This is a genomic window from Chroococcidiopsis sp. CCNUC1 (genome assembly GCF_023546805.1).
GTDB lineage: Bacteria > Cyanobacteriota > Cyanobacteriia > Cyanobacteriales > Chroococcidiopsidaceae > Chroococcidiopsis > Chroococcidiopsis thermalis.
Genome location: NZ_CP097480.1, coordinates 245,458 through 264,479 on the forward strand (window position 1 = coordinate 245,458; position 19,022 = coordinate 264,479).

14 protein-coding genes are annotated in these 19,022 nt (G+C 43.9%); 9 read left to right on the top strand and 5 right to left on the bottom strand.

Annotation, left to right across the window (positions count from 1 at the left end; all coding sequences use genetic code 11):
• Nucleotides 1-7: 7 nt before the first annotated feature.
• The 5 genes from M5J74_RS01180 to M5J74_RS01200 form a co-directional block, all read right to left on the bottom strand.
• On the bottom strand, nt 8-3,514 hold the full coding sequence (locus M5J74_RS01180; RefSeq protein WP_250015017.1) for a methyl-accepting chemotaxis protein: 3,507 nt from the start codon (nt 3,512-3,514) through the stop codon (nt 8-10).
• 141 nt (nt 3,515-3,655) lie between these two features.
• Nucleotides 3,656-6,970 carry a methyl-accepting chemotaxis protein gene (locus M5J74_RS01185; protein ID WP_250015019.1) on the bottom strand — a complete coding sequence of 1,105 codons (3,315 nt, stop codon included), beginning with the start codon at nt 6,968-6,970 and terminating at the stop codon, nt 3,656-3,658.
• Between the two features lie 92 nt (nt 6,971-7,062).
• Nucleotides 7,063-7,641: a chemotaxis protein CheW gene (locus M5J74_RS01190; protein ID WP_015152323.1), complete on the bottom strand. Its 579-nt coding sequence runs from the start codon at nt 7,639-7,641 to the stop codon at nt 7,063-7,065.
• A gap of 62 nt (nt 7,642-7,703) precedes the next feature.
• Complete coding sequence (locus tag M5J74_RS01195; RefSeq protein WP_015152324.1) at nt 7,704-8,066, bottom strand: response regulator transcription factor; 363 nt, start codon at nt 8,064-8,066, stop codon at nt 7,704-7,706.
• A 107-nt stretch (nt 8,067-8,173) separates the two neighbouring features.
• A complete protein-coding gene (locus M5J74_RS01200; RefSeq protein WP_015152325.1) occupies nt 8,174-9,352 on the bottom strand; it encodes a response regulator in 1,179 nt (392 codons plus the stop codon).
• Between the two features lie 385 nt (nt 9,353-9,737).
• Here M5J74_RS01200 and M5J74_RS32450 point away from each other — a divergent pair, with 385 nt between their 5' ends.
• The 9 genes from M5J74_RS32450 (at nt 9,738) to M5J74_RS01240 (ending at nt 18,856) form a co-directional block, all read left to right on the top strand.
• Complete coding sequence (locus M5J74_RS32450) at nt 9,738-9,863, top strand: hypothetical protein (RefSeq protein WP_256498652.1); 126 nt, start codon at nt 9,738-9,740, stop codon at nt 9,861-9,863.
• A gap of 370 nt (nt 9,864-10,233) precedes the next feature.
• Entirely contained in the window at nt 10,234-11,007 is a 774-nt protein-coding gene (rfbF, locus tag M5J74_RS01205) for a glucose-1-phosphate cytidylyltransferase (protein WP_250015021.1), read from the top strand.
• Nucleotides 11,008-11,118: 111 nt separating this feature from the next.
• Nucleotides 11,119-12,348 carry an L-2-hydroxyglutarate oxidase gene (gene lhgO, locus M5J74_RS01210; RefSeq protein ID WP_250015023.1) on the top strand — a complete coding sequence of 410 codons (1,230 nt, stop codon included), beginning with the start codon at nt 11,119-11,121 and terminating at the stop codon, nt 12,346-12,348.
• Between the two features lie 15 nt (nt 12,349-12,363).
• Nucleotides 12,364-13,395, top strand: a complete 1,032-nt coding sequence (locus tag M5J74_RS01215; RefSeq protein WP_106546562.1) for an NAD(P)-dependent oxidoreductase — start codon at nt 12,364-12,366, stop codon at nt 13,393-13,395.
• Nucleotides 13,396-13,480: 85 nt separating this feature from the next.
• Nucleotides 13,481-14,755 carry a class I SAM-dependent methyltransferase gene (locus M5J74_RS01220; RefSeq protein WP_106166052.1) on the top strand — a complete coding sequence of 425 codons (1,275 nt, stop codon included), beginning with the start codon at nt 13,481-13,483 and terminating at the stop codon, nt 14,753-14,755.
• A 16-nt stretch (nt 14,756-14,771) separates the two neighbouring features.
• Nucleotides 14,772-15,314 carry a dTDP-4-dehydrorhamnose 3,5-epimerase gene (gene rfbC / locus M5J74_RS01225; RefSeq protein ID WP_015152330.1) on the top strand — a complete coding sequence of 181 codons (543 nt, stop codon included), beginning with the start codon at nt 14,772-14,774 and terminating at the stop codon, nt 15,312-15,314.
• A 119-nt stretch (nt 15,315-15,433) separates the two neighbouring features.
• Nucleotides 15,434-16,246: a sugar phosphate nucleotidyltransferase gene (locus M5J74_RS01230; protein WP_015152331.1), complete on the top strand. Its 813-nt coding sequence runs from the start codon at nt 15,434-15,436 to the stop codon at nt 16,244-16,246.
• Nucleotides 16,247-16,462: 216 nt separating this feature from the next.
• Nucleotides 16,463-17,821, top strand: a complete 1,359-nt coding sequence (locus M5J74_RS01235; protein ID WP_015152332.1) for a DUF4910 domain-containing protein — start codon at nt 16,463-16,465, stop codon at nt 17,819-17,821.
• Nucleotides 17,822-17,851: 30 nt separating this feature from the next.
• The gene (locus M5J74_RS01240; protein ID WP_106546559.1) at nt 17,852-18,856 is read left to right on the top strand and encodes an NAD(P)-dependent oxidoreductase; all 1,005 of its coding nucleotides are present in this window, start codon (nt 17,852-17,854) and stop codon (nt 18,854-18,856) included.
• Nucleotides 18,857-19,022 lie beyond the last annotated feature (166 nt).

The following is a 19,022-nucleotide window of genomic DNA, read 5'->3' on the forward strand; positions in this document are numbered from 1 at the left end:
CCGATCGCTAACTCACTTTGAACTGACTGACACTGGCTTGCAGTTCTTGTGCTAGTGCTGAGAGTTCTCTAAAGGAGCTAGAAACTACGGTTGCTTCGTTGGAAGTGCGGTCGGAGATCGCCACTACATCTGTCATGGTGGCAGTCACTACTTCAGATGTTTGGGACTGCAACACCGCAGCAGAAGCGATCGCGGCTACGAGTTCGCCGATCTGTTGACTCGCTGTGGCAATTTGGTTCAAGCTTTGACGAGTTTCATCGACTAACTTGGTTCCAGAAACAACTTGTTCTGTGCCAGCTTCCATTGCTGCTACCACTTCGTTTGTCTCTGCCTGAATGTTGGCAATCAAACTTTCAATTTCTGCGGTTGCTTCTGCTGATTGCCGCGCCAAGACGCGCACTTCATCAGCTAGTACGGCGAATCCTCGTCCTTCTTCTCCAGCACGGGCAGCTTCAATAGAAGCTTTTAATGCTAATAAGTTGGTTTGAGCGGCAAATCTACCAATTAAGTTCACGACTTTAGAAATCTTTTGAGAGGATTCACCCAACTGCTTCACTTTTTTCGAGGTTGTCGTCACTGTGTCCCGAATTGCCATCATTCCTTCCACTGTTCGGTTCATCGTCGTACCTCCTACTGCTACCGTTTCGGTTGCTTGTTGTACGACTGCTTCTGCTTGGGAAGCACTTGCTGCTACAGCACGAATTGAGTCGGACATCTGTTGAATTCGCTCTAGTGCGGCAGTAATGACCTCGGTTTGCCGCAGCGCTTCTTGAGACAGTTCGCTCACAGATCGTTCGCTGCTAGTTGTTGTGCTGGCTACTTGTCGAGCGGCAGTTTGTACTTGCGTCACGATTTTTCGCAAGCTGTTGATTGTGGCATTGTAAGAGTCGGCGATCGTGCCGATTTCATCTTCGGTGACGTTAGCACGTACTGTTAAGTCGCCGCGACTAACTGGATCGACTTGCATCAACAGTTCTAAAGCACGTTGCTGCATGAACTCTCTAGCGTTCTTTTGCTGCTCTAACAGAGATGCGCGATCGAGAGCGTAGCCAATTTGCGTTGCTAATTGCCGGAAAAAGTCCATTTCTTGCTGCTGCCAAACACGCGCACCCGAACATTGATGAGCAATTAATAAACCAAATAACCGATCGCCCTGCACGACTGGCGCGACCAAATTTGCTTTGACGCTAAATTGTTCGAGTTGTTTGCGATAACAAGCAGTCACTCTCGGTTCCTTGTATATATCGCTAATGCTCGTGACTTGTCCCTTCTTGTAGCGTTCTACCTGACCTTTCTTCAAGCAGGGATCTTCAATCTCAGCTCCCATTGCTACTGGAAAACCATTAGCCACCGACTCAGCTATAATTGTCCCCTTCCAGTTATTCGGGTCTAAACCGTAAACCACCACTCGGTCTGTGGCGATCGCTTGCCGGATATTATCAGTAGCAACATTCAGTACATCTTGTAGGTTGCTGATTTGAGCAATTTTGAGCGTGATATCTTTTAGTAGCTCGCCGCGCTTAGCTTCGTCTTGTTGTTCTTGTAATAGATCGATCCGGTGCAAAGATGACCCTAATTGTAATCCTAAGCGCTCTAGAAAATTAATTTCTGCTTGCTCCCAAAGATGCGCTTTTGAGCAATATTGAGCAAATACTAAACCAAAAAGCTCGTCGTTTTTAATAATTGGTGCAACTAAATTTGCTTTAATTTTCAATCTTTCAAGTAATTGAATGTGGCAATCAGTTAAGCCTGCTCGATAAATATCGTCGATCGCCCTCACCCGACCTTTCTTGTATTCTTCAGCTTTTTTTGCCTGCATACAAGTATCGGCAATCGTCGTGTTGAGGCAGGACGATAAACCAGGAATGGCTGCCTCGGCAACAACTATTCCACTCCAATCAGGGTGGAAGCGATAGACTACTACTCGTTCTACTTGTAATGCATCGCGGGTGGCTTTGACTGTATGAGCTAACACGTCTTCAACTGTTTGAAAATCTCGTGTTTTTGCTGCCAAATCGCCAAAAAATTGAGCGTATTTTGCTTCTTGGCGACGAGCTTCCAGATTGGCTTCAATATTAGCCGCCATCTGATTCAATTCTTGCGAGAGAATGCCAATTTCATCGTGGCGATCGCTGGCTTCTTCCAGTCTCGTGCCAGTCTCTCCAATCCCAATTTGTTGTGCGAAACTTGCTAAACGTTTGAGCGGTCGAGAAAAAGAGCCTGCTACTGGAATTGCAACTAAACCAATTAATAGTAACATTCCCCCAGAAACGCCATAGGCGAAGAGTTGTTGTTCGCGAATGTGAGCTTCTATTTCATCTAAAGGTGTACCGACAAAAGCCATTCCAACAGGCTTGGCTTTGTCTGGATTCAAAATTTTTTCATGGTCGTACAGAGGACTGTATGCTGTAAGATACGTTTGCCCCAAGATATTTGTCTGACCGTTAAATTCCTGCCCCCGATCTAAGACTTGCTGTGCTACTTCTCTGGCAGCTCGCGTACCAATTGCTCTAGATTTACCGTCTGTATATGGGACAGTCGTTGTCACCCGCCAATCTTGAGCAAAGATTGTTGATAAGGAAACTTTTTCAAAGTCTTTAAAACTATCTACCTGCCCTGGTGCTTGATTGATTACAGAACCGACGATGACAGCACCTACAACTTTTTTACCTGCTAGAATTGGCTGTACTGTCATCCCTACCAATCCGATTTTCCCCGCATCAACGTTGTAAGTCCCATTGGGAGAGGGTTGTTTGCTTGGTGGTAAACCTGCTGTCGGTTGGGAACGAATACCAATATTCGCTTGCTTATCTTGCCCTAAGCGTTTGAGAACACTACTATTAATAAGTTCTAGACCGCTTAAAACTTTTCCTGTTTGCAAAGCGTGTTGGACGATCGGCACATCCCCTAAATTGATACCAGTTGGCAGAGAAACTTGGCGGTAGGGAGGATTGAGTTCTACTTTATCTACAGGTAAATTTAAATATTCTTCTGATAAGGTACGAATACTTTGAGCAATTGTTTTTCCGTCAGCACCTACAATGACACGGAGGTTTTTTTCTACAGAACCACTACCATCTGTGACGCTAAATTTGCCCAGAAAAGTATTGAGAAACTGGCGTTGAGCTGCTACCTGCTGCCGATCGCGCAGATCGATCTTCATTGCTTGTACGACTTCGGCGACCGTATTCGCTTCTGTAGCTGATTCCGTAACAACCCACGTAGCATAGTTAGATAAGAAACTAGCTTGAGCTTTTTGTAAAAATGTTTGAGCGTTCTGTATTTCTCTTTGTCGCGTCACAGCAGCATTTTTCTGCGTCACTACGACTATAGGCAGTGCCGCACTCAGCATTAACAATAGAGTTAGCTTGGTGCGAAAGCTAAAATTGTTCCACGGTTGACTGCGGCGCTGCTTGCCAACAGCAGATCCATTTGGCGATCGCGGTGGCTGCGAGAATGTTTTGACCTCAGAGTTTGAGACTTGGGGAGTTTGTTTGAGGCGAGAATTTAGCATAGCAGATACGTTTTCGAGGGAGTAGGGAGTAGGGAGCAGGGAGTAGGGGAAAGAGAGCTGAGGGAGCGATCGGGGGCTGAGGGAACTGAGGGAGCAATTCCAGCCACCAGCCACCAGCTACTAGCCACTCACCACTCACCACTAACTAACTTTGAATTGACTGGCGCTAGTTTGTAGTTCTTGCGCTAGCGTTGAGAGTTCCTTAAATGCCGCAGATACTACAGTTGCTTCGTTGGAAGTGCGGTCGGCGATCGCGGCTACATCTGTCATTGTTGCCGTCACGACTTGCGATGTCTGAGATTGCAACGCCGCAGCAGAAGCGATCGCCGCTACGAGTTCGCTAATCTGTTGGCTTACTTCCGTAATCTTGAGCAGATTTTGCCGCGTTTCATGCACGAGTACAGTACCCGTCACCACTTGTTCCGTACCAGCTTCCATTGCTGCTACCACTTCATTTGTCTCTGTCTGAATATCCTTCACCAAGCTTTCAATTTCTGCAGTTGCTTCTGCCGATTGCCGTGCTAGGGTTCGTACTTCGTCAGCTACCACCGCAAATCCTCGTCCTTGTTCTCCCGCGTGAGCCGCCTCAATGGAAGCATTAAGTGCTAATAGGTTAGTTTGATCGGCAAATGTACCGATCAGGTTCACGACTTTGGAGATCTTCTGGGACGACTCACCCAATCGCTTCACTTTTTTCGAGGTTTCTGCTACTGTTTGTCGAATTGCCATCATCCCGTCCACAGTCCGGTTCATGGCTGTATCGCCTTCTGCTACCGTTTGAGTTGCTTGCTGCACTGCTGCTTCCGCTTGAAAAGCACTATTGGCTACAGCCAGAATTGAATCTGACATTTGCTGAATCCGCTCCAAAGCCGCAGTAACTGCTTCAGTTTGCCGCAGTGCTTCTTGAGATAGTTCGCCGACAGATCGCTCGTTACTCGTCGTTGTATGAGCTACTTGTTTGGCAGTGGTTTGTACTTGGGTCACGATTTTCCGCAAGCTGTTAATTGTCGCGTTGTAGGAGTCGGCGATCGTCCCGATTTCGTCTTCGGTGACGTTGGCGCGGATTGTCAGGTCGCCTCGGCTGACGGGATCGACTTCCATTAGGAGTTCTAAAGCGCGGCGCTGTAAGAATTCTTTGGCATTCTGTTGCTGTTCTAACAAAGAAGCGCGATCGAGCGCGAGTCCTACTTGGGTAGCGACCTGCGAGAACATGACAATTTCTTCTTGTTGCCATTTGCGGGGAGCATCGCACTGGTGAGCGATCAGTAAACCCAAGAGTTCGCCACTACGAATTACGGGAGCAACCAAGTTTGCCTTGACTGCAAACTGTTGTAACTGAGCAATATGACAATCAGTTAAACCTGCATCGTAAATGTTTTCTGTGGCTTGTACCCGCCCTTGACGATAGCGTTCTACATAACCTTTGGCAAAACAAGGGTCGTCAATATCTGCTCCTAAAGCTTTGGGGAAACCCTCGCCTACGGATTCAGCGATAACTCTGCCTTTCCATTGGTCGTTGAAACTATAAATAACAACGCGATCGCTATTCAGTGCTTGGCGCAGTTCTTGTACCGCAGTTGCCATAATTTCCTGCACGCCAAGTCCTTGAGTCAGCTTAATGGTGATATCTTTCACCATTGATGCTCGTTCTACCGCAGCTTGCTTTTGTTCTAGGAATGATAAGCGATTTAAGATAATTCCCAGCTGAGATGCTAGCTGTTTGAGGAAGTTAATTTCTTCTTGTTGCCATGTGTGGGTTTGTTCGCAGTGATGGGCAATTAATAAACCAAATAACTGGTCGTTTTTCAAGATTGGCGTAACTAAATTGGCTTTAATTTGTAATCGTTCCATTAAACGCAGGTGTTCTGGATGGAAACCCGCCGCCATGACGTTACTAGTAGGAACGACGCGACCGCGCCTGTATTCTTCCAATAGTTGTTCGCTAATACAAGCATCGTCAACATTGTTATCGAGAGCGCGCGGCAAGCCAGGTAACACTGATTCAGCCGCAATATAACCACTCCCATTGGGATTAAAGCGATAGACGACGACTCGATCCGCTTGTAAAAGTTCTCTGGCTCCTTGCACTGCTTGGCTGAAGACAGTTTCTAAATCTTCCGAACCACCATCGCGGGCAGAGGCAATTTCGGAGAGAAAGTTAGCTTGTTGAGTTTGAGTGGTTTGATTTTGGAGAAGTTGTTGTAACTGACTTGCCATCTGGTTGATGTTGGTTCCCAGTATTGCTAGTTCGTCTTCTCCCTCTACAGCAATGCGAGTATCTAACTCTCCCTGACCCAATTTCTCTACGGCATCTGCCGCATCTAAAATAGGACGAGTCACGCGGTTAACCATATAAGCAGCGATCGCGCTGACCAAAAATGCCACGATTGCCGTACCAACAGCAAAAGTTAACAATATCCCTTGTTGGGCAGCGAATGCTTGAGCTGACTCTCGAGCGATCGCAGTACTCCAACCTAAATCTGGGATTTCCTCTACTTTTGGTAAAGGAGCATATGTCAAAATGTGTTCTTCTTGGTGAGTGGCATGTATATCAGTTGTTGCTGCACTCACATGCGCTGCTTGCATTTGTTGCAATTTTGGAAAAACCAATTTAGCTTCTTTTCCTAGCTCGGCAGCATCTTGAGAACCCAAAATTTTTGCGTTAGCATCAATTACAAAAAATTCTTGTTCGCTCGTACCATATTTTTCTAGCAATTTGCTTACTGCTTCTGCGGGAATTTTAGCGCGCACCACACCAATAATTTGGTTAGTCTGAGAATCTCTCACAGGTGCGGCGACATTGAAACTTAATGTTCCTGCTGTTTTAGCGATCGCTGGTTGACTAATGACAGGGCGACCAGTTTTCAGCGCTTGCTGAAAGTATTCCGCATCTTTGTGATTGGCAATTGGTTTACCTTTAGATTGCACCACAGTATCGCCATTGAGATCGAACATAGCAATGCTGTTATACACTTTGTAAGCATTGATATATCGATCTAGTAAGTTCTGCTTTTCTTGGGGCGTTGTGATTGCTACTACTTTAGGATTTGCTAGGATGGGTAAATTTGCTAGCACTTGAATATCGCCATACCGCTCAATCATGAAACTTGATAGTTCTTTACTCAGAGCGTCGTTTCTTGATACCTGACTTTCCGTAACATCTTTATGTAATTGTTGATTGGTGAAGAAATAAGCAGTTGCCCCAATTACCATTACAGGAATCGTACTCAGGGCAACTGCTACTGCTGTGGCTTTGAACCTTAAACTGCGTCCTTTTTTGTGAGATTGGCGTGGTTGTTTGTTCGGCTCCAGATCGCTATGATTTTGACTAAAGTTTTGCCGACCTTCAATTTCAGACATTGGCTGCTCTTCAAATGCCGTATCGTCATGAAAAGGCTCGTTGTAGTTACCTTTATGAGTATTTTTAGCTGAGTTTGGTTGGGAAGGAGAGTTCATAGTTTAAGTCGTTAACTTAGAAATCAGTGGCGAGACGGAAACTTTCATCTGCAAGTTCGGTAATGATGCCAGATGAAATTAGCTCAAGCATTTCAACTAGCCTCGGTTTTTGACTGAGGCATTCCAGCGATGATGGAGTCGCCATCTAACACCACCAAGATTTCGCCATTCGGTTTGGGAAAATAACCACGCAAATACGGCACTAACTCAGGGGTGACAGCAGACGCGGGAGGAGATTGAATGTTATCGGGGTTGCACCATTCCATGTCTTCCACCTGATTCACTAATAATCCCAGCACTTTTTTACCTGTTTTGCGATCGCTTTGTCTTTCAGCAACCTGCTGAGTGCTGTGAATTACCACTGCTGTGTAACTAGAGCGACTAGTTCCTTGTTGGTATAGGGGAGCCTGTCCGATCTTGTGACCGAGATCGACAATCCACAAAATCTCGCCTCGCCAGTTATAAACACCCATGACCCAAGCGGGTAAGTGGGGAATAGGTACAATTTGAGCAGTGGGTACGGTCAGTACTTCTGCGATTTGGGCTAGTGGCAATATGGCAGTCGTATCTGGTGGCAAATGCAATCGCAAAAACTGCTGTTTTAAGCCAGCAGCTTCTTCTGCATTTGGATTTCCTGCTACTACACCCCTGGTTGTAAATTCCGATATCATGACCGCTCTCCTAGCAGTTCTTGGCTAGCAAATGTGCCAAGCAATCGTTATATTAATTCCAATCATTTCAACAGTTGCTTGACAGTTTGCAGTAGTTTTTCTTGATCGATAGGTTTGGTAATATAAGCATCTGCACCTTGCTTCATGCCCCAGAATTTGTCCATTTCGCTACCTTTTGTAGAACACATGACAACAGGAATCATGCTCGTTCCTGCTTCTGATTTGAGATCGCGACAAAGTTCAAAACCGCTCCGACCTGGTAGCACGACATCCAAAATAATTACGTCTGGTTTTTGACTGCTAATTTTAACTAAAGCTTCTTCTCCGCTGGTTGCTGTTTGAACGCTTAAACCGCCGCGTTGTAAGCAACTAGTGATGACTTGCATTTCTGTCATTGAGTCATCGACGACTAAAACTGTACTCATGGCTTCAACCTCTAGAACAAATGAAAACAAACTAGTATTTAGATCGATTACAAGCGATCGGATTTAAGGCAGTGCAAACGAGGACAGCTACATCATAATGAGTCATTTTAAAGATCTTCTACTAAAGAATTACTGTTAAGATGTTTAGACGTTACCGACAAAACTGTTTCTGCATCTACTGGCTTACTCAGAAAATCTGAAGCCCCGACAATTTTGGCACGAACTCGATCGATAATGCCATCATTACCAGTGAGGATAATAATGGGAGTGATACGGAAAGCAGAAACTTTACGTAACTGGCTGCAAATTTCATATCCATTGGTATTTGGCATGACTAAATCTAAAAAAATTAAGTCTGGTTTGCGGCTCAACAAACCAGCGATCGCGCGGAGAGAATCTTGAACGGCAAAAAATCTGTAGCCGTTGGCTGTCAAAATTTGTTCCATGCTTTGACAGACTAACGGGCTATCATCTACGCAAGCAATGAGCGGTCCTTTGCCAGAAGGTGTAGATGGCGGCGTTGTGGCTGGCGCTGCTGGAGCGACTGGCGGTGCTAAATCTGGAATATCAATCAGTTCGACTAAACCTGCTTGAATGTAAGGTAGCAAAGAACAAACGACATCTTTGGCATCCCGATTCATGACTACTGATAGATCTCGCAATGTCCGCTGTCCGTCTAGCAGTTTAGTTAGATTTTGATAAACAGCAGGCGATACTTGTTCCTGAAGCTGTTCTGGTTGGTTAATAACTGCGGCTTTATTTGGCGAGCGATCGGCAACTTTTGCTTTTTGCCAGAGCTGCCAAACTTGTTGTACTTCTGATAATAATTGCCCTGGATCGAGTAGTGCTAATTGTGGTAATGCAATGTTATCTGTCTTGCTCTGATATGTTACGTGCATGGCTTGAGTGATATCAAACATGACTTCAGAGACAATCGCCGCGATCGTTTTTCCTGCTTGCTCTCTGGTAATTTGCTGTTTCTCTATTCCTGCATTGAGCAAGTGGCATTCCCAGCAATTATCTGAGCTATTTAAAGCGTTAGAGAGAACGGCAGATAGCTTTAACTGTTGAATATCGACTTGCGGACAATGCGATTTTAAAGCTCTATACCAACGTCTAACGGTATGATTTCCCCCAGAGGCGTATAAAATTCTTCCTAGAAATAGATAAATAATCCACTCTTGTCCTACAGAGCTTTTTAGTAATAATTGCCCGCTGAACCTCTCTTGTTTTAAAGTATTAAGATGACTGACAAAATCATGGCTTGCTATCGGTTCTGTCATCATAAGATAATTTATTGACTTACAAAAATTTTGCGATCGTTGTCAAGTTCGGAATATCAATAGAAAATCGTAGTTTATTCAAAATGTAGTAATAATATGAAAAAACTTCCAAATTTAAAAAATAATGAGTAAATTTACTCTGTTGTTTGACTTTCTGTTAAGCTCAGATGTGAAAGCAAAAAAGAAAAACGATCGGTAATAAAGCTAATTAAACTCCCGTCATAATGTAGCCTCGATCATGACATTAGCTCAAAGTAGCAAGTAACCGTATGAATACTGAATTTATCGAGCCGAAATAGCATCACGTACGTGTTCTCATTGGCTTTTTAGCTGCATAAAAGGTATTGATCTAGTAATAGAAGTTCGCAAAGAGGAGTTTTTTTGTAGTTTGCCGATCGAACTCGTACTAGTCTCAGTTAAAGTTGCAAGTTGGCGATCGCGTCTCAAACCGCTGCTCAACAATGAAGGAGCAGCAACAGAGTTGCGATCGAACAACTATTCAGGTAGGGTGTGAGTAGAGCTATGAGGAGAGTGCTTTTGTGGCTGCGATCGCATGACAGCAGAAGCTTGAGAAACAGCATGAGTGAGGGTTCGACGCTATTTAGCCGCGCCCGCAAGTCTGGAGCGTCGAATTAAACACTTCCAATCGTGCTATTTACAAGGTCAGAAAGTTTACAAACTTAGCTTTGGTTCGACAACTTCTTTACTAAGTTTTTATATACCATAAAGTATATTTACTGTGTCTTTACACTATATAAGCAATCTGCATACTACTATTGTTACGCAGATGGTTAATTTATACTTGTTTATAAAATTAGCAAAACAGTGACAAAGCAATCGATTGGAAAGACAAGAGGAAACCTGCAAAGTTTTGAGGTGCTTGCATGAAAGCAGTCATACTGGCTGGAGGGCTTGGGACTCGTCTGAGTGAGGAAACCACCGTCAAACCAAAGCCGATGGTGGAGATTGGTGGCAGACCGATCTTGTGGCACATTATGAAAATTTACTCTGCCTCTGGTATTAATGATTTTATTATCTGTTGCGGTTACAAAGGATACTTAATCAAGGAATACTTTGCTAACTATTTTTTGCATATGTCCGACGTAACGTTTGACATGCGTTTTAATCAAATGAACGTTCATTGTGGTTATGCCGAGCCTTGGCGAGTCACTCTAGTAGATACGGGTGATAAAACCATGACTGGTGGAAGACTCAAGCGCGTCAGAGAACATATTGGTAATGAAACTTTCTGCTTCACCTACGGCGACGGCGTGAGTAGCGTAAATATCAAAGAGTTAGTCAAATTTCACAAAGAGCAAAATACTTTAGCAACTCTAACCGCCAGCCAACCACCGGGACGCTTTGGTGCAATTCATCTGGAAGGAGATCAGACCAAGATTACTAGCTTTCGAGAAAAACCAGATGGCGATGGAGCATGGGTCAATAGTGGTTTCTTTGTTCTAGAACCAGAAACGATTGACTTGATTGAAGATGATAATACAGTTTGGGAACAAGAACCATTACAAAAACTGGCGCAGATGGATGAACTATCAGCCTACAAGCACCCTGGTTTTTGGCAACCGATGGATACGCTGCGAGACAAACACCTGCTTGAAGAACTTTGGAATAGTGGCAGCGCTCCTTGGAAGGTATGGTAAGTAAGTCAAAAGTTAAGTAGGGGCGGGTTGATGTCTCAACTCTTAGGTGAACGATTGACCATCGAGCATTAAACTCGCCTTGACAAGTGTAATATTAGTCACTTCAATCGCATGAATAATAATCTCACGTATGATTTCGCGATCGTTGGTGGTGGGATAGTAGGGTTGGCTACAGCCATGACGCTAGGCGATTGCTATCCCGAGGCCAAAATTCTAGTCTTAGAAAAAGAAAACGATTGGGCATCTCATCAAACTGGGAATAACAGCGGCGTTATCCACTCGGGCATTTACTACAAGCCAGGTAGCTTCAAAGCGAGATTCTGTCGAGAAGGCAGTCGCTCGATGGTAGAGTTCTGTCAGCAGCACGATATTCCTCATGAAGTTTGCGGCAAAGTCATTATTGCCACGACTACCGCGCAACTGCCATTACTAGATAATCTTTATGAAAGAGGTATAGCTAATGGCTTGGGCGTGAGAAAGTTGAGTGCGGCAGAAGTTGCGGAATACGAACCGCATGTCAGCTGTTTGGCAGGAATCCACGTCCCTACAACCGGAATTGTGGACTACAAAAAGGTTGCGCAGAAGTATGTCGAAATAATTCAAGCTCAGGGTGGAGAATTAAAGCTCGGTACTAAGGTAGAACGAATCAGACATACGAGCAACAGGACAGTGCTAGACACTAACTCTGGTAGCTTTGAGACAAAGTTTACGATCAATTGTGCCGGGCTGCAAAGCGATCGCATTGCCAAAAAGAGCGGAGTCGATCCCCAAGCCAAAATCGTACCTTTTCGTGGCGAATACTACGAACTCGTACCAGAAAAACGCTACTTAGTCAAAGGCTTGATCTACCCCGTACCCAATCCTGCTTTCCCCTTCTTGGGCGTACATTTTACCCGCATGATTGATGGCAGCGTTCACGCTGGACCTAATGCAGTCTTGAGTTTCAAGCGTGAAGGCTATCACAAAACAGATTTTGACTTCAAGGATTTGGCAGAAGTGCTAACCTATCCAGCTTTTTGGAAATTAGCTGCCAAACACGCCGATGAAGGAATTAAAGAGATCGTTCGTTCTTGGAGTAAAGCTGCCTTTGTCAGGAGTCTACAACAATTGATTCCAGAGGTGCGAGAACAAGATGTCGTGCCAACTCACGCGGGAGTAAGAGCGCAAGCACTCAAAGCTGATGGTAGTTTGGTGGATGACTTTTTACTCGTGCCAGGAAAAAATGCCATGCACGTTTGTAATGCTCCTTCTCCAGCCGCTACCTCTTCGCTAGAGATTGGGAAGGCAATTGTTGCCGCAATTTCCCAATCCCCCTCCCAGGCAAACACAGTCAAAGTATAGGAAGAATAATTATAAATGAAAGTATTAGTCACAGGTACAGAAGGATATTTAGGCTGTTTACTACCACCACTATTAATCAAACGAGGACATGAAGTTCTAGGAGTAGACACCGGATTCTACAAAGTTGGCTGGTTGTATAACGGGACTGATACGACTGCTCGAACCCTAAATAAAGATATTCGCCACATTACTACAGAAGATTTGCAGGGTGTAGAGGCGATCGTTCATATGGCAGAATTGTCCAACGATCCTACCGGACAGCTCGCACCCAATATTACTTATGACATTAACCACAAAGGTTCTGTACGGTTAGCAAATTTAGCTAAAGCTGCTGGTATTCGTCGTTTCGTGTACATGTCCTCTTGCAGCGTCTACGGTGTTGCCACCGAGGGAGATGTGACAGAGGCTTCTCCCGTGAATCCGCAAACTGCCTATGCCGAGTGTAAGGCTTTAGTAGAGCGGGATTTAACGGCAATGGCAGATGACAGCTTCTCGCCTACATTCATGAGAAATGCTACAGCATTTGGTGCTTCGCCACGGATGCGCTTTGATATCGTCCTGAACAATTTAGCTGGATTAGCATGGACGACAAAGGAAATTAAAATGACGAGTGACGGTACGCCTTGGCGACCTTTAGTACACGCACTAGATATATGTAAAGCGATTATTTGTGCCTTAGAAGCACCACGGGACATCATTCACAATCAAATCTTCAACGTCGGAGATACGGCGCACAATTACCAGGTACGAGAAATCGCCGAAATTGTGGCAGAAGCTTTTCCTGGCTGTCAGGTGAGTTTCGGGGACAGTGGATCGGATAATCGCAGTTACCGAGTCAGTTTTGAGAAGATTAACTCTACCTTACCAGGGTTTAAGTGTGAGTGGGATGCACGGCGGGGAGCAAAACAGTTATTTGAGTTATTTAGTGGAATTCAAATGACTGCTGATGTATTTACTTCCAGAGGGTTTACTCGCTTGAAGCAATTGGAGTATTTATTGCAAACAGGACAGTTGGATAAAGATTTCTTTTGGAATCAACCAAAATAATCTTGTTTGCGCAAACTTCAGTTTCCACTCTTTGAGTGGAATTTATTTTGTAATTTAGTAGCTGAATCGTAGGAGAGATCGGATAGTGAGTAAAAAGTGTCGTTTTTGTGGCAACGAACTGCGATATACTTTTGCAGATTTAGGTATGTCACCTATAGCAAATGATAATTTAACTTCAGAACACTTGAATCGCGCCGAGAAGTTTTATCCACTTCATACATACGTCTGCGATCGCTGTCTTTTGGTACAGTTAGAAGAATTTGAATCTCCAGAACACATTTTTGGCGATGGTGACTATGCTTATTTTTCTTCCTATTCCGAGAGTTGGCTCAGACATGCTAAAGCTTACACTGAGTTAATGGTAGAAAGATTTAAATTTAATTCGGCTAGCCAAGTCGTTGAAATTGCTAGTAACGACGGTTACTTGCTGCAATATTTTCATCAAAAAGGTATCCCAGTTTTAGGAGTCGAACCAGCCGCAAACACTGCCAAAGCAGCAGCCGAAAAAGGAATTCCGACTTGGGTAAAATTCTTTGGCGTAAATACGGCTAAAGAAATGGTAGCAGAAGGAAAATCGGCAGACTTATTGTTAGGAAATAACGTTCTGGCTCACGTTCCCGATGTGAATGACTTTATCGGTGGCATGAAAATAGTCCTGAAGCCAAATGGCATCTTGACAATGGAATTTCCTCACTTACTGCAACTAATGCAGCAAAATCAGTTTGACACGATTTATCACGAACATTTTTCTTACTACTCATTCATTACAGTAGAGAAAATGTTTGCCGCGCATGGGATAACGTTATTTGATGTCGAAGAACTCTCGACGCATGGCGGTTCTTTACGAATTTACGGCAAGCATAGCGATGCAGTAGAGCCAGTAGTTAGCAACCGCGTCAAGCAACTGAAGGCAAAAGAAGCGGCTGCTGGGTTGGAAGATATTGAAACTTACTTGACATTTGGCGAACAAGTCAAAGCAACCAAGCGCAAGCTACTAAAATTTCTGATCGAAGCTAAATCTCAAGGAAAGAGAATCGCTGCCTACGGTGCGCCAGCTAAAGGCAATACCCTACTGAATTACTGCGGTGTGGGCAAGGACTTCATCGACTATACCGTAGATCGCAGTCCTTACAAACAAGGTTTATTCCTACCTGGAACTCATATTCCAATTCTGCATCCAGATAAAATCCGCGAAACACAGCCCGATTACGTGTTGATTTTACCCTGGAATTTGAAAGAAGAGATTATGACCCAGATGGCATATATTGCTGAATGGGGCGGACAGTTCGTCGTGCCGATTCCAGAAGTACAAGTTTATCCAGCGATTCAGCAACAGGTTTTGTCTACTATAGCTAGCTAATGCCACTATCAAGCCTATGCTTTTTACTGAAACGGCGCTCCAGGGAGCCTATATCATTGACATAGAGCCAAAAGAGGATAGTCGGGGTTTTTTTGCGCGGACTTTTTGCGATCGCGAATTTGCTGCGCTTGGCTTAGAAATTACTAACGTCCAGTGCAGCATTGCCTTCAATCATAAAAAAGGTACGTTGCGAGGAATGCATTACCAAGCGGCTCCAGCAACAGAGGCAAAGTTAGTTCGCTGCACTCAAGGAGCAATCTACGATTGTATTGTCGATTTGCGCCCCGATTCTCCCACATACTTATCTCATATCTGTGTGGAATTGACTGCCGATAATCATAGGGCGCTATACATTCCAGAAATGTTCGCTCATGGCTATCAAACTCTTGACGATAATACAGAGATAGCGTATCAGATGAATAAGTCTTATACGCCTGGATACGAGCGGGGGTTGCGCTACAACGATCCGATTTTGGATATTCAGTGGCGGCTACCAGTGAGCGAAATTTCTCGCAAAGATCTGGAATGGGATTTGCTAGAAACGGTTTTAATTAAATAGTCATCCTGTTGGAAGTGAGTCGTGAGTAGTGGGTACTGGCAATTGGCAATTGGTAGTTGGAAGTTGGTTAAGAGGTAAGGCGAGGCTGACAACTGATAACTGACTACTGATAACTATAAATGGCAACTTATAACTACAATCCACAGCAGGAAGTCATCGGGCTGTTACCAGCAGGGGGACAAGCAACCCGCATTTCTCCCTTGCCTTGTAGCAAGGAATTGTATCCGATTGGCTTTCGCTCTCAAGTAGATGGTAGCCTGCGTCCCAAAGTTGTATCTCATTACTTGCTGGAAAAGATGCAAACGGCAGGGATTCGGAAGGCTTTCTTTCTCCTACGCCCTGGAAAATGGGATATTCCTGCCTATTTTGGCGATGGCGACATCGTAGGTTTGGATTTAGGCTATCTGGTAGTCGGTTTACCCTTTGGCGTGCCATATACCCTCGATCGCGCGTATCCTTTTGTTAAAGATGCAGCGATCGCGATCGGGTTTCCCGATATTCTCTTTCAACCAGATGATACATACAAACGTTTGCTGACAAGGCTTTATGCTGGCAATGCAGATGTAGCAATCAACTTGCTACCCTTCGAGCATTCGCACAAAGGTGGTATGGTAGACTTCGACGAGCGAGGACGGGTACGACAAATTATTGAAAAACCCGCCCAAAGTGAATTGCAATACAGCTGGTGTGCGGCTGTCTGGAAACCAAGTTTTACAGAGTTTCTCCATCAATTTGTTGCTAAGTTAGAAATAGAGCGACAGAATAATTCTTCTCCACCCCGCGAAGTTCCGATTGGAGATGTTTTTCAAGCAGCAATTGATGCTGGTTTGCAAGTAGAAGCAGAAATCTGCGATCGCCAACCGTACTTAGATATCGGTACTCCAGCAGATTTACAGCGAGCCATACGCTACTTAACATCTGAGGAAATGTAGCGTTTGAAATTGATGAAAAGCTCCTCACGTATTATTCGTTCAATTTGATTCTTAGATCTCATATAAATATCTTAAGTCTCTAAAATAGATCGAATCATCCGATTTCGATTAATCTTCTACATTTTGGTCGAAAATAGTTCTGATTTGCAGAACCTGTTAAAATAATTTTGAATACATATATAAAATTAGTAACAAACTTGTTGTAGGAGTAAAATTATGGTTCAAGTTAGTCCGAGCATTCATAATTTATCTTCTTTAAGGAAATCCCTCAACTCAAACGAGATAGGACGACAAATTTATCAAACGATCTCTCGGTTATATCCAATTTGTCGTAGTATTACAGGCAATGGAGTCCGAGAAACCCTAAAAATTCTTCAAGAACACATTCCTCTAGAAATAGCAGAAATTCCTACAGGTACGGAAGTCTTTGACTGGACAATACCAAAAGAATGGAATATTAAAGATGCATATATCAAAAACTCAAGAGGTGAGAAGATCGTAGATTTTCAGGAATGCAATTTGCACGTTGTGAACTATAGCGTTCCCGTACATAAAACTGTCAGCTTATCTGAATTAAAAGCACATTTACATACGCTCCCAGAATATCCCGATCGCATTCCATATCGAACTTCGTACTACAAAGAAACTTGGGGATTTTGCTTAAGTCACACACAATTTTTATCGCTGGAAGAGGAAGAATACGAAATTTGTATCGAGTCGAGTTTAGAACCTGGATATTTGACTTATGGCGAATATTATTTACCAGGCGAAACGCGAGAAGAAATTTTAATTTCCTGCCATACCTGCCATCCATCTTTATGTAACGATAATCTTTCTGGTATCTCATTAGCTACATTATTAGCTAAACACCTCAGTCAAATTCAACAACGAAGATACTCTTATAGATTTCTGTTTATTCCAGGTACGATTGGTTCCGTTACCTGGTTGGCTTTAAACGAGCAAAATGTCAATAAAATTGCTCACGGTTTAGTTGTTACTGGCGTAGGTGACGCAGGAAAATATACTTATAAAAGAAGTCGCCGGGGTGATACGCAGATAGATCGAGCTGCAATCCACGTCATGCAACACTCTGGTTCGGAATATCAAGTTATTGACTTTTTTCCCTACGGCTACGACGAACGGCAATATTGTTCTCCTGGGTTTAATTTGCCAGTAGGTTGTTTCATGCGATCCTCCCACGGTCAGTATTCTGAATATCATACTTCCGCAGATAATTTGAGCTTCGTGCAGCCCGAGTATTTAGGTGATTCGTTTGCCAAATTTTTGTCAATTTTGCACGTATTAGAAAATAATCGCACTTACTTAAATCAAAATCCTAAATGCGAACCACGCCTCGGTAAAAGAGGACTGTACAGAGCTGTAGGCGGTCATGCAGAAGAACAAGTGAATGAGCTAGCTTTGTTATGGGTTCTCAACTTATCTGATGGCGAATACAGTTTATTAGACATAGCCGAGCGATCGCAACTCAGTTTTGATGTCATCAAGCAAGCAGCAGATGCTCTAGCGGGCTGCGAACTGTTGAAAGCTAAGCCAGAACCAGTTATGAAAGCATAAAGAATTTTCGTAAAATACATCTATATGTAGATGAGTCAATCTGACTGCGATCTAGACTATGACAAAGAAGATGAATCTATTGCCCAAATAGTTGAAGTTAAGATGAGTGATGCGCTGGCGGAATTATCGGGAAAGAAAATTTTAGTCACGGGTGCGAGTGGATTTTTGGGTTCTCATTTGTGCGATCGCCTATGTCAAAATGGTGCGGAAGTTCATGCTATTTCTCGCACAGAACGCACGACAGATCGTGAATTACTGCATTGGTGGCAAGGCAATGTGGAAGATTTAGAAGTCGTGCAAAATCTATTTCAGACAATTCAGCCCCAGATAGTCTTTCATTTATCTGGGCTGATTACTGGTGTTGCTGGTTTAGAGTTGGTGTTGCCCACATTTCACAGCTTAGTAGTGAGTACTGTCAATATCTTGACAGTTGCGACTCAAATGCAGTGCGATCGCATAGTCACGATCGGCTCGTTAGAGGAACCAGAGCCAAAACAAGGTGAAATTGCGCCAATTTCACCCTATTCTGCTGCTAAGTGGGCTAGTGTTGCTTACAGCCGGATGTTTCACCATCTTTACCAAACACCTGTAGTTCTGGTGCGCCCGTTTATGACCTACGGACCCAGGCAACCCATTCATAAAATTATTCCTTCCGTTACCCTATCTCTACTCCAAGGCGAAGCTCCCAAGCTAGCCAGTGGTACGCGAGAAGTTGACTGGATCTACGTTGATGATGTGATTGACGGTATGCTAGCGGCAGCAAGAGTACCTGGAGTTGAAGGATATACTTTCGATCTAGGTTCGGGTAACTTAGTTTCTATTCGTTCGCTTGTAGAACAACTGACGCAAATAATTAATCCACAAATAGAACCTTTGTTTGGTGCTTTACCCGACCGACCAGTAGAAAAAGTGCGAGTAGCAAACATAACCTTGACTTCAGATAAATTAGGCTGGCAGCCGAGAATTGCTCTAGAAACAGGCTTAGTTTCTACAGTTGATTGGTTTCGTCAGCAGTCAAAAGCCGAGCGCACTTAAAGCGCTCGTAGCTCTATACTTTTAGCCTTGATTGCCCGATGGATGAAAAATTCATACCGATCGCCGTAGTCTTGGCTAGTTGTAGCATATGCAATTTGTTATTCTAAGTTTGAAACAGGGGATCGCTCGCATATAGCTAGTAAAAAATAGTTAGTCAGAAATAGTA

What these genes read in the sequence shown, in the direction of transcription:
- M5J74_RS01195 (WP_015152324.1), bottom strand. Translation starts at nt 8,066, where the DNA reads ATGAGTACAGTTTTAGTCGTCGATGACTCAATGACAGAAATGCAAGTC.
- rfbF (WP_250015021.1), top strand. Translation starts at nt 10,234, where the DNA reads ATGAAAGCAGTCATACTGGCTGGAGGGCTTGGGACTCGTCTGAGTGAG.
- M5J74_RS01180 (WP_250015017.1), bottom strand. Translation starts at nt 3,514, where the DNA reads ATGCTAAATTCTCGCCTCAAACAAACTCCCCAAGTCTCAAACTCTGAG.
- M5J74_RS01200 (WP_015152325.1), bottom strand. Translation starts at nt 9,352, where the DNA reads ATGATGACAGAACCGATAGCAAGCCATGATTTTGTCAGTCATCTTAAT.
- lhgO (WP_250015023.1), top strand. Translation starts at nt 11,119, where the DNA reads ATGAATAATAATCTCACGTATGATTTCGCGATCGTTGGTGGTGGGATA.
- M5J74_RS01190 (WP_015152323.1), bottom strand. Translation starts at nt 7,641, where the DNA reads ATGATATCGGAATTTACAACCAGGGGTGTAGTAGCAGGAAATCCAAAT.
- M5J74_RS01185 (WP_250015019.1), bottom strand. Translation starts at nt 6,970, where the DNA reads ATGAACTCTCCTTCCCAACCAAACTCAGCTAAAAATACTCATAAAGGT.
- M5J74_RS01215 (WP_106546562.1), top strand. Translation starts at nt 12,364, where the DNA reads ATGAAAGTATTAGTCACAGGTACAGAAGGATATTTAGGCTGTTTACTA.
- M5J74_RS01235 (WP_015152332.1), top strand. Translation starts at nt 16,463, where the DNA reads ATGGTTCAAGTTAGTCCGAGCATTCATAATTTATCTTCTTTAAGGAAA.
- rfbC (WP_015152330.1), top strand. Translation starts at nt 14,772, where the DNA reads ATGCTTTTTACTGAAACGGCGCTCCAGGGAGCCTATATCATTGACATA.
- M5J74_RS01240 (WP_106546559.1), top strand. Translation starts at nt 17,852, where the DNA reads ATGAGTCAATCTGACTGCGATCTAGACTATGACAAAGAAGATGAATCT.
- M5J74_RS01230 (WP_015152331.1), top strand. Translation starts at nt 15,434, where the DNA reads ATGGCAACTTATAACTACAATCCACAGCAGGAAGTCATCGGGCTGTTA.